At 45.2% G+C, this 10,618-nt stretch carries 16 protein-coding genes; 7 read left to right on the forward strand and 9 right to left on the reverse strand.

Going from position 1 to position 10,618, the window contains the following annotated elements; all coding sequences use genetic code 11:
- Positions 1-398: 398 nt before the first annotated feature.
- Both J7439_RS24200 and J7439_RS24205 read left to right on the forward strand, forming a co-directional pair.
- The gene (locus J7439_RS24200) at positions 399-659 is read left to right on the forward strand and encodes a hypothetical protein (protein WP_209204621.1); all 261 of its coding nucleotides are present in this window, start codon (positions 399-401) and stop codon (positions 657-659) included.
- A 371-nt stretch (positions 660-1,030) separates the two neighbouring features.
- Positions 1,031-1,528 carry a hypothetical protein gene (locus J7439_RS24205; RefSeq protein WP_209204622.1) on the forward strand — a complete coding sequence of 166 codons (498 nt, stop codon included), beginning with the start codon at positions 1,031-1,033 and terminating at the stop codon, positions 1,526-1,528.
- A gap of 33 nt (positions 1,529-1,561) precedes the next feature.
- Here J7439_RS24205 and J7439_RS24210 read toward each other — a convergent pair whose 3' ends face one another.
- From J7439_RS24210 to J7439_RS24235, 6 genes are all read right to left on the reverse strand, one after another.
- The gene (locus J7439_RS24210; protein WP_209204623.1) at positions 1,562-2,149 is read right to left on the reverse strand and encodes a class I SAM-dependent methyltransferase; all 588 of its coding nucleotides are present in this window, start codon (positions 2,147-2,149) and stop codon (positions 1,562-1,564) included.
- 120 nt (positions 2,150-2,269) lie between these two features.
- Positions 2,270-2,608 carry a hypothetical protein gene (locus J7439_RS24215; RefSeq protein ID WP_209204624.1) on the reverse strand — a complete coding sequence of 113 codons (339 nt, stop codon included), beginning with the start codon at positions 2,606-2,608 and terminating at the stop codon, positions 2,270-2,272.
- A complete protein-coding gene (locus J7439_RS24220; protein WP_286198511.1) occupies positions 2,605-2,856 on the reverse strand; it encodes a type II toxin-antitoxin system Phd/YefM family antitoxin in 252 nt (83 codons plus the stop codon). Before J7439_RS24220 ends, J7439_RS24215 begins: the two co-directional genes overlap by 4 nt.
- 127 nt (positions 2,857-2,983) lie before the next feature.
- Positions 2,984-3,322: a hypothetical protein gene (locus J7439_RS24225; RefSeq protein WP_209204626.1), complete on the reverse strand. Its 339-nt coding sequence runs from the start codon at positions 3,320-3,322 to the stop codon at positions 2,984-2,986.
- Positions 3,323-3,473: 151 nt separating this feature from the next.
- Positions 3,474-3,656, reverse strand: a complete 183-nt coding sequence (locus J7439_RS24230) for a hypothetical protein (protein ID WP_209204627.1) — start codon at positions 3,654-3,656, stop codon at positions 3,474-3,476.
- Between the two features lie 25 nt (positions 3,657-3,681).
- Positions 3,682-4,200 (reverse strand): hypothetical protein, encoded by a 519-nt coding sequence (locus J7439_RS24235; RefSeq protein WP_209204628.1) that lies wholly within the window; start codon positions 4,198-4,200, stop codon positions 3,682-3,684.
- A gap of 288 nt (positions 4,201-4,488) precedes the next feature.
- Between J7439_RS24235 and J7439_RS24240 the strand changes: the two genes are divergently transcribed.
- The 3 genes from J7439_RS24240 (at position 4,489) to J7439_RS24250 (ending at position 6,293) form a co-directional block, all read left to right on the forward strand.
- The gene (locus J7439_RS24240; protein ID WP_209204629.1) at positions 4,489-5,085 is read left to right on the forward strand and encodes a hypothetical protein; all 597 of its coding nucleotides are present in this window, start codon (positions 4,489-4,491) and stop codon (positions 5,083-5,085) included.
- Between the two features lie 235 nt (positions 5,086-5,320).
- Positions 5,321-5,536: a hypothetical protein gene (locus J7439_RS24245; RefSeq protein ID WP_209204630.1), complete on the forward strand. Its 216-nt coding sequence runs from the start codon at positions 5,321-5,323 to the stop codon at positions 5,534-5,536.
- 421 nt (positions 5,537-5,957) lie between these two features.
- On the forward strand, positions 5,958-6,293 hold the full coding sequence (locus J7439_RS24250) for a hypothetical protein (RefSeq protein ID WP_209204631.1): 336 nt from the start codon (positions 5,958-5,960) through the stop codon (positions 6,291-6,293).
- Positions 6,294-6,498: 205 nt separating this feature from the next.
- Here J7439_RS24250 and J7439_RS24255 read toward each other — a convergent pair whose 3' ends face one another.
- The 3 genes from J7439_RS24255 to J7439_RS24265 form a co-directional block, all read right to left on the reverse strand.
- The gene (locus J7439_RS24255) at positions 6,499-7,002 is read right to left on the reverse strand and encodes a DUF234 domain-containing protein (RefSeq protein WP_209204632.1); all 504 of its coding nucleotides are present in this window, start codon (positions 7,000-7,002) and stop codon (positions 6,499-6,501) included.
- 189 nt (positions 7,003-7,191) lie between these two features.
- Positions 7,192-7,818, reverse strand: a complete 627-nt coding sequence (locus tag J7439_RS24260; protein ID WP_209204633.1) for an AAA family ATPase — start codon at positions 7,816-7,818, stop codon at positions 7,192-7,194.
- A gap of 415 nt (positions 7,819-8,233) precedes the next feature.
- Positions 8,234-8,581 carry a hypothetical protein gene (locus J7439_RS24265; protein ID WP_209204634.1) on the reverse strand — a complete coding sequence of 116 codons (348 nt, stop codon included), beginning with the start codon at positions 8,579-8,581 and terminating at the stop codon, positions 8,234-8,236.
- Positions 8,582-8,833: 252 nt separating this feature from the next.
- Here J7439_RS24265 and J7439_RS24270 point away from each other — a divergent pair, with 252 nt between their 5' ends.
- On the forward strand, positions 8,834-9,256 hold the full coding sequence (locus J7439_RS24270; RefSeq protein ID WP_209204635.1) for a hypothetical protein: 423 nt from the start codon (positions 8,834-8,836) through the stop codon (positions 9,254-9,256).
- A 527-nt stretch (positions 9,257-9,783) separates the two neighbouring features.
- A complete protein-coding gene (locus tag J7439_RS24275; protein WP_286196873.1) occupies positions 9,784-10,191 on the forward strand; it encodes an NINE protein in 408 nt (135 codons plus the stop codon).
- The last annotated feature ends 427 nt before the right edge of the window (positions 10,192-10,618 follow it).

Below are 10,618 nucleotides of genomic sequence, written 5' to 3' on the forward strand. Positions count from 1 at the left end.
CTCGCGGGACTGCACTTGCCTTAAGCTAGTGGTTGTCATCAGCAGGCGTCTTTACCGCCAGTCAGATGTAGGTTCTCCCACAGGGGACTTTCACCCCATCAGTTCATGCCCATGCCGGGCGTACCAAGTGGTTCCAGGTGACGCCTACGGCGCACCTGAACCAAGCGTTAGCCGTACAGCCAAGCATGGCAGCACTTGGCGAGAAATTACTTACATTCAGGTGACTTAACCTGTGTTACTGTAGGGTGAGTAAAATTTTCAGCAGTAGATTTTAATGAATATCAAAATACTTAAAGGAAGTTTTAGTTGCTGTTCTGTCTGTGCTTTTAACTGGCTGCAGCACTTCAGGAATAAGTCAATCTGATTATGACAAGCGTGTAATTGCTATGGAAATGGGAATGAGCAAAAAAGAATTTGCCAGCCTATTTCCAGAAGTAAAACCGAGAGGGGCTAAAAGGTACCCTGGCGGAACTGTAGAAGTGTTGGAGCTTCTTGTAGATGAATATTCTTTCATCCCAAGCGGGCATAAAAAGAGAAATCCACTTACAGGCATGGAAAGCACAGTTACGTGGTTCTATTTTTACAATAATAAGCTTATTCAATATGGCCAGCCTCAAGACTGGCCTGCAGAACCAGATACTATCATTGAAGTTAGATAATATGGTTAGCAGTCTAGTGCGCTAGACTGCATTATTCAGCTTATCTTCGATTAACAAAAGAAGTAAAATAATTAGCAGAAATAGCAAAGAGTCACAGACACTTGCGGATCTAAAACATTCAACAATATCCATCGCTGTTGAAAACAATCCAAATATTCTCATTAGTAACACTCCAAATTATGTTATCAATAGTGCTACTTAATTCAATGTACGGCTAACAAAGCATTCCAGGTGACGTCTTTGGCGCACCTGAATGCGGCGTTAGGTGCAAAACCAATATCGAGTTAAATGATGCAAGACATGCGGATAATGCTGATGACTATGGTTTTGTGATTTAATAAAATTGAGCCTTGTTATCAGGCAGATGTATTATGTTCGGTTTTTTGAATAAATTTAAAATGATAGGTGTTCAAGGAGGGGCTGATAGTCTATTACGTCGGGCTGGCCTTCCTAATAACCTCGCTTCTTTTGTTGTTTATGGCAATCCCTTTAGTAAAACTATATTTAGTGCTGTACTGGATCAATGCAATCAATTAAGTAAGCTTGAAAAAGCATTTGTAAGTTCTATTATTCTTATGGAATTTATGACTTCCTCTTCCCGTGATAATGAGAAGGCATATAACCTTTATTCAGAGCGGGTTTTTATAATGATTTCTTCATTATCAGATCTGATTTCAAAAGGTGAAATTTCTTTTGGTCCCTTTTCAGTTGCATACTGCAAGACGTATGAAGATGTATTTAGTTCCCCACTTTCTAAAGCTGAATTCGAAAAGAAACTTAATTTCACAGATTCTTTTAATCGTCAGGTAGATTTTGTAGAAAATATTGCAGATAGGGCTGAATCAAAGAAAAAGTCACTATATTATTAGGAAGAAATGGGATATGACTAGAACGAGGAATACCTAAATCCTGGTTAGCAGGGCATTAAGCCATTGCTCATTGGCTCTGCCTGGGCGAAGGTCGGATGTTTGCCAGTGATGGCTGATCTTCAGTGGCGTATTGCTGAGAATATCTATAAGACCAGAGTAGTTTACATCAGTGAAACTCCGGCCATTACGGATTAGCTGGTAATTTTCGCCCAGCTTAAACGAACAGTAGAAGATGCCATCCATTTTCAGGAACGAGGCCAGATGAGTGAAGGTATCGGAGAGTTCTGTATAAGGAACATGCAGGAGCGAGGCACAGGCCCAGATACCATCAAATTGCTGTTCTGACTGGAAGTCTTTAAATAATGAGTGCTCAACAGCCAAGCCAGTGAGATTCCTGGCCATATTGACCATGGCTTTACTGCCGTCGAATGCTGTCACCTGATAACCCAGCTCCAGAAAGGCCTTGGCATCTCTGCCTGAACCACAGCCAGCATCCAGTATATGACCATGTTCTTGTATATGTGGCAGAAAGTTTTGATACAGGGACTGGGTATCGACGTCGACCGTTGTGTTAAAAAAAGACTCGGCATTCAGGTCATAGAAGGGGATGCTGTCTGACATTAGTGAGGGTTGCTGGTAATACTTCAGATGGCTGTATGATGCCACGGGTTTTGATAAATGACACGTTTAAGGCTGAAGGTGATTAAATCATACCGGTTCGGTGGTTGGCCAGGGCAGAAGCTAACGCCGGAAAACAAACTGTTCCAATAACCGGCTGGTTTTTTGAAACTGGCTCATAAAGATAAAGGTTACGATGACGGCTTTCGAGTCATCAACCCGGTAGAGAATCCTGTAGCCATCTTTAAGGTATTCGCGAAACTGCAGGCCAAAATAACGTTCGAGGTCGTAATTAACGGGGCATGATTTTGGGTTCTCAGTAACTTGCGTTTCAAAAGCCGCCTGGATTTCAGCCAGTTTGTCGATATGGCCTGGCAGGTTTTCAGGATGTCTGGATGCGTTGTGTTCTATCACCAGCTCCATAGAGATCTGATAGGACTCAAGGTAGATAACCCGCATCATTTATGATCCAGATACTTTGCCCTGATATTATTCAGTACCTGGTCACCCGACAGTGTTTTGCCCTCTGCCTCGTCTTTGGCACCAAAAGACAATAGCTTCAGCAACGCGGTAGCTTCTTGCCTGCGCTCTCTATCTTCAAAGGATTCAATGACATAGACTGGCTTACCATTTTGGGTCACAACGATCGGTTCTTCCAGGTCCAGGTTGGCCGCATTCTTTTTTACGAAACTGATCGGTTCAATTCTCATCACTCTGCCTCCTGTTTATGGCCTAAATATAGTCCATATATAGATCTTTTGCTATCGGGATGTGGCCGGTCACTCTGGTCAGCTTTTACGGTTTTGATAATCGGCATTGTACTGTTCGTGCTGTGCATTATGAGGGGGCGATGGCGCTCTGTGCTTTGAAGAACCGGTAACCTTTAATCGTGAGTTCGTGATTTATACGAAGCAGGTCAGTCAGATTCTCTAGTGAAGGGCCATGCCCGTCAGCCAGCTCAGGAATGTTCAAGCCGGAAAGGCGTTTATCGAATGACTCCTGCTTGCCATAATCGGGAAAACTTGCGTCGATCAACCGGGACTTCCAGTAGAGTGGTTGTGGGTCGTAGTCGCCATAGCCGTAGTCAAAAAAATCGACAGTGCGCTGGCGCAGGTTAATCTTAACCCTTTCACGAAGCATGGGAATGGGCTGGGTTGTAAAACCCTCGTAGGTCATCAGGGTCAGTTTGCCGGAACGGATATGAATTTTTACCAGGTCTACGCCATCGGTTTCTGAATAGAGCTGTGTGGCACAACCGGCATAGATTCTTAACGGGGGCGGCAGGTCATTTATAAAACGACTATGGATGATCAGTGAGTGGCTGTGGTTAAGGATACTGGCTGGTAACTTCCAGGTCTTCGATCACATTAATGACATAGCCAAAGTTGACCAGATCTCCTTCTGTTTTTTCGCCCTCGGGTCGCCAGTTTGGATCCCAGCCACTGGCGGTGATGCCATGGGCCTGTAATTCCGACAGGTCATCGCCATGGCCGCAGCCGTAGTCAAACACGGTGTATTGCCCCTTCAGGTAGCCATTATTGGCCGTTGGTTTTGGGTGTCATTATGCATATGGCTGCATTTTGAGACTCACTGTTATAGCTAACGTGAATGGGCTTGTCGTGTCCATAAAAATAGAGCCTGTCAAAGGGGAGCTGTTTAACTATCCAGGTGGTTACCTTCAGTGATGAGGTGTCCGGTACATGAAAATCACAGGCGGCTCCTCCCCGGGAGCAGATGATGTCTCCCTTCCTGTTTTTTTCAAAGCAGCTGTGCTGATCCAATTTGGGATATATCGAGGGCAGCACACCCTGTTTTTTGGCCAGTTTTTTTCTTGCCGTCGCCAACGGGGGGGAGCAAAAGCCATAGGTGATTTCCAGGTCACCAAACTGCTCATAAACCGGATCGAGTATATGAATCGCCAAATCGGCAAGGGCCTGCCAGCTCTGCTCAGCCAGTGGCAGGTTATCAATTGACGATGATTGCCGGGTTTCACCGCACTCAATCAGTTGCCGGTAGGTGAAGTGTTTGCTGCAAGGTTGGTCCAGCTGGGGCACAGTGAAACCTGCTGTTGGTTTTGATCAGAATAAGCAATTGGTCTGGTGACATTCAATCCAGAGTGAAATAAGCTGCGCACGGATCTGTAGTACTGTTTTATCGGACGCAGGCTTATACTGCAGAAATTTATTACCTCGTTTTGATCGGATCGTTGTGCAAACAGACGTTAATAAAAGAGAAGCCCTATGACTATCCGGGTAGAAACCGCCACGACCATTGGCAAAGCCATTATTCTTCAATTGCATCACCGCGATGAGAAAGCGTGTGAATAAAATCTGAGAGATTCGATGTTGATCTTCCCTGAAACTGAAAAAAAGCTGAAAGCCAGAATTTCCAGCTATCGATCGGCGCTCAACAAAGAGAAAAAAGAATATCACTTCATCAGTGATGGCAGCGGTAAACGCTATGTTCTGTTCAGTCTGTACCTTGTCCTGAACGATTTGAAGAAGTCAGAGAGTTACTTTAACTGGTACCAGGAAGAATTTCCTGATGATGCGGGCGAACCGATCCAGACATTGTGCTGGTCTCTGGGCTTGCTGAGAATGAACAAACCGGTGGAAGCGCGCTACAAACTGGCGGAGCTGATGCTGGCAAATCTTTATCTGATCCCTTACGTGCTGGGCCAGCCCCTTGAGCAGGAATATGATATCTGGCATGCATCCAACTTCCACAATCTGGATTATATTTATGACTTGCCAGAAGAGGTCAATAACGCGATTACGGATAACGAGCGGGAGTGGATGGGTGAGGCGTATGGCTCACTTGAGTTTCGCCGTGTCAGAAAGCGATACATCGAGATTTACCATGAGTTGTTAACCACTAAAGAGCTTGCTGAGCGAACAATATTACTTAATGAGTCCCGTGGTTTATTACGATCTGTTTGATATCTTACATGCTATATTCCTGTCTGGGTTAGTAAAAGCTATTGAGGAAGATGAATTTATCGATGAAATAAACTAAGAGGTATCAATGGGTCATTACTGTAGGATTTGTGCCTGTAGCAAGCCAAATGAACAGTTTTCCGGTAAAGGGCATAAGAACCATATCTGCAAAGAGTGCTCTAAGAAACCCAAAGAGGAAAGATGTGCAATTGATCAGGAAAATGAAATATTTGGTTTTATGCGTCAGTCAACTATTTCCAGGAAGAATATAGCGCGTTTGCATAAACTGAAACTGTCGGATAACCAGCGTGTTGCCGAGCTGGCTGCCATTACTTTAGCGGTTGCACTGGTTAAACCACACAAAAAGCGCAGGCTGAAGGTGTTGGCCAAAGAGCATAGAGAGTTGTTTATTAAAGTCAGTGAGTCTGGTCTTATTTATGCCCACCATTACTGATCATCCAGCAAGCTCTCTGGCATTATTGACAGGTTATGAATATGATCCACCATCCCGGGATTTCAGTCCATATTCCCAATGATGCAATGATTGCCCCTGGAATCCGGAGCCTTCGTGATCAGTTAAGCAGGCCAGGATAAATTGGGGAAGATAACGGCAGCCCACCGTGATAAGGTGAAACTCAGGTCTATTACCCAAGCGGCAAAGTGGGGCTAATAACAACCGCAGTCAGAGCCGGGAGCGATTCCTATGATATGCCTGATGATCCATGGGCCTAATGAGTGGGACAGGTCGAAGTTGGATGGTCGGAGCTATCAAAAATAAAAAACGGCCTTGGTGATCTGGCCGACTCGCCTCCGTAAGAGGCCATCATCAGCAAGAAAACAGTGATACCAAAACGCAATAACTATATGGGGATGATATGGAATGTTATCAGCAGCAGTTTGGTGGTAACTATGCGCTGGGCATCCGCATTCCCGAGTACTTTCAAGATATCTCCTACCGCCATGATACCGGCCCTGCCTTTACCTTCAGTCAGGGCAACCGGATCCTGAAAATCTGTGTGTTGCCGGAGAGTCTCCACGACCGGGAGATCACCGGTGCCTACCGTTACACCCTGATGGAAATGAAAGCGGACGGCGAGGATGATGACTGCCCGGCGTTTGCGGCGATCCATTTTGAAACGGACTCACCGGTGGCGTTTGAGAAAGTGATTTTTGACCGGGACCGGTTGCAGGGCTTACTGAACCGGAACTGATCCGCCGGTTGTGCCCCGATAGAGGGATGGCCTGCACCCCTTGGGCTGGCGGCCTTTTCTGAGACGGTAGCACCGCAAAAAGCTTACTGTCGGTAAGTCAACTTACCGGAATTTGATCCGAAGGCGTTGATATCTGTACGGTTCGATATTGCGTTCAATGTCATGGGTTTTCACCGCTTGTGGTGGATAAACCGCTTTTTATTATTTAATCGCTAAAATCTTCCAGCGAAAACCCTTCAAACCGCACATCGTACCCTTTCAGCTGCTGACGAAGCTTTTCCGCTTTTTCCTGCAAGCGGGATAACCGGATATTGGCCGGATTGCGTTTTACTTCTGCAATTAAGGCACTTTTTTCCAGTTCGTTGATGGCAACAATATCAATTTCGTTCTGGTTTCCCCGCTCCCAGTAGCTGCCGACAATATTGTATTGCCCACTGGCAGCGATGTGCTCACGGTGCATCTGTTCCAGCCAATGCCCGCTCCAGGTGGGGTAATCCCGTTCAATCACCTGATGAATAAAGCTATAGTTGCCTATTTCTATGGCGCTGCGATGGCGGTATATAAAGCGAAACCAGAATGCCAGAAATGCATCCACCATTCTGTACTTCACCAGTCGTGTACCCGGTTTGGATAGCACGGGCCGATGTCGTTCAATAATTTCAAACTCTTTTTCTAATCGATCCAGTTGTGGTCCGACGGATATTTCCAACAGTGACTCTATGGCTGGGTGGCTGGTGTGGCCTGCAGCGATGGCCGTCAGTATGGAAAAATACGTGCCATGCTCCGGACCGAACTCTTCGGCCAGTCGGTAGTGACCTTCTTCAATCAGTAAACTGTGTTCACTGACCAGTGTCTGCCAGATGTTTTCATGGGCATCGGTATCGACCAGCCATTCCAGTTATTTCGGGACACCGCCGCTGAGCATGTACCATTGCAACAGGGTCTCCGGACTGAATCTTTTTTGATCATGGAGGAGTTCAGCAATGAATTGGGTTTTCAAAGGTTGCAGATTAATCCGGTTGTCAGCGCGACCAAACAGGGGTTCTTTACTGTTCTGGAACAAATGCGTCATCAGGCTGTAAAGTGAACCACAGCAAATCAGGTGCATCTGGCTTTTGCCTTTGTACTGATCCCAGAGATGCTGGAGTTCTGAAAAAAAGGCGGGATTGACGCGCTGAATATCCTGAAACTCATCCAGGATAAGGGTTAATGGTTCGGTACAGCTGTATTGCAGCAATATTTCCAGCACTTCCCTGAGTGAGGACGGATTGCCGAAAATGGGAACGTTTAACAAAGCGCGTATTTGCTCAACAAACTCCTCACAGAGCAGGCGTTCCTGCTTTCTCGAAACAAACAGATAAAGGGCCCGATGCTCACCTCCCCGGGGGAAAGCCTGATTCAATAAAGCGGTTTTTCCCACTCTCCTGCGGCCTGTGACAATCGTCATTAATGCCCCGCCAGTGGCTGCCTTATTGCTCCAGTTTTGCAAGTGGTTGAACTCTGTTTCCAGATTGTAAAACTTCATCGTATAAATTATTACTGTAATAATTATTACAGTAACTTTAGGTTAAAACTCTTTTCCTTCAACGTGTTTCCATTAAAATTTGTCCTAAAAAAAATGGCGAAAATATCGAAAAATAATACACACTTGCGCACTTTTTCCTGAAACGATTTGAGGTAAGTGGTTGAAATATATGAGTGGTACGCTAGCTTCAGGTGCTAGTGACTGTATGGTCGTGGAAGTTCGAGTCTTCTCCTGGGCACCAATTCTCAAAGATATGTCGTGTAATTAGCGGCAAAAAAAACCGGATAATTACCCGGTGATATCTTCTCTCATTTCTCTTCCTTCTTGTTACCTTCTACCCTGTACTTCTTGGGTCATCAGGATACAGATTTTCTTCGCTTCCAGTGTTTTATGCCCTGATACTAATCCTTCGTGGTCAGACACGCCTTTGGCTTTCAGGTCGGTGCCACTTCTCGTTAATCAGTCCTTCATCTATTGCGCGGTTGATCAGTTTCTGCCATTGGCTGTCTAACGTGTTTTTGTGCATTTTTTTCCCTGGTGACATCTGGATGCCTCGCTTGGCGGCAATGTTGGGTGCACCGAACACGTACTCAAACTTTTCACCGTTGTTGTGATCATCCAGAAGTTTTAACGCTTTTTTAAGTCGTGGTGTCCAGAGGGTAATTTCATCCAGTGAACCTTTTCCCCGTTTTTTCGTCGAAGGAAATGGTGCGAATACCCTGTTCCGCCCGGAAAAGGGCTTGATGATAGATGTCGCAAGCATCGGCGCAGTGTATTTCAAACGCCTCATCCCTTGAGCTTTCGACCCAGCCTTTAACCTTGTCGGGACGAATGTCGGCCTGATTTTAAAAAACGCCCCACCTGCCTCTGAGAGATAGATGGGACGATACCTTTATCTATTGCTGCCATGGCCAATGAGTTTTCTGACCAATGACTGAAGGGATAACCATGGTCTTCGGGTTTGTCGCAAGACATGGCGATAATCTGGCAAATTTGTTCTGCATCAAACTTGGGTATGGCTCCGGGGCGTGGGGCTTCCTTGAGGCGGTCGCTGGGCAGTTATACCCTGATGGCCGCCGATGCCATAACCCGAAAAGCAATGGGCGCTGCCGACAAACCAACTTCCACTCTGCAAGACAATCCATTGCTGGGCAGCTTTGTGCGAGACAAGGTGACCAACCGTAATCGCTACACCGATGAACTGCACGAGATGACGGTGGATATTAACGAGATCCCCAACAGCATCAAACGCTACCAGGAATCCGGCGAAGGCCAGCGAGCCAAAGATCAGGAGCAGTCTGCCGTCGCAAAGCTGAAGCATAAGGCAGGACTCCAGAAGGCGAGTCGGGAGATAAACAAGCTGAGAGACCTTGGCGAGCCAAATGTTCCTTTTGTTCATAATATACGTCCATTTATTGTTATCGGTTTATTCAGTTGAGGATGTTGAGAACTATCGTGCTATAAAACTTATATATGAGAATACATACAGTGCTTCAATAGGAGTACTTTTTGAGGATATTCAGGTGTAAGTTATGGGTTGTGATATCTAACTCATTGATAATAATGCACTGCTGAAGTGGATTTATTGAAGCTGCTTTTATGTTGTCTGTAATTGGCAGAAGGATATATATACAAAAAACAGAATTGTAATTATTGGCCATGTAGGAAGTGTAAAATATGGGCATCGGCTGCATCCTGCCAAACAAATACCACTGTAATCTGTTCGATGATACTATTTTATGCCTATGCAATTAGACATTGAGTGTCGTTCAAAAAAGCGTGACCTGACTATTCCTGAAAAAGGCTGGACGGGCGGTAGCGTGGGTGCGGATCAGGAAAGTGTTGCAATGTTCTTTTGATTTAAGACATTGGGTAGGAGAAACATTAAGCCGACTTTTCTGGTCAAGAAAATATAGTGTGCAAAACCAAGATCCCATCGTTTTTCCAATGGTTCAGGTGATAAAAATGAACGACACTCATAGTAAAGTTATCGGTTATGTACTTTGGATTTTCGGTTTTCTTGGCGCTCACCGCTTTTATTATGGCAAACCGGTAACAGGGACTATCTGGTTGCTCACCCTTGGTCTCTTTGGCATTGGCTGGCTGATCGATCTTTTCCTTATCCCGGCCATGGATCGGGAAGCGGATTTTCGTTTCCATAGTGGCCAGTATGATTACTCTGTTACATGGATCTTGCTGGCATTCCTTGGTGTATTCGGCGTCCATCGTATGTACCTGGGGAAATGGATATCCGGAATTTTGTATCTGTTTACCATTGGCTTTCTTGGCCTTGGTGTTATTTACGACTTTTGGACGTTAAACGACCAGATCTCGATTAAAAACAGTGCGAATAGTTCTGCATTAGAAAACTGAAAAAGTGGGTTGAGAATTTTAGGGCAAGAATTGAAAGACAGTTTTTAATCTTCGATGTGTTCAAGATTCAAGAACCGAACCCGGTTTTACGACCCCGGTTTTGGTCCCAGTAGCTGCGCTCGGTAGACAGAGAGTAACCGGCAGAGCGAATGGCAATTTGAAAGCGTTCTTGTAATCTCATATAAGTCCTGCTCAATGCTGTTTTTTTATACAGTAAAAGCTAGTTCGTATATGTAGAAAATCAACTGAATGGTTAATTTGTTGTTTTAAATGAAAATAAAGCAATTTGTCATCACACGCGTTGCTTGACCGAAAAATATACAAATCACAAAATGCGAATCAGAAGATATAGCCTTTAAAATGCAGAACGCCGTGTAAGTCGGGCTGTATGGGGGTATCGGCTGGTGCGTATAGCGAATCTACAGTA

Source organism: Salinisphaera sp. G21_0, from assembly GCF_017744115.1.
GTDB lineage: Bacteria > Pseudomonadota > Gammaproteobacteria > Pseudomonadales > Endozoicomonadaceae > Endozoicomonas.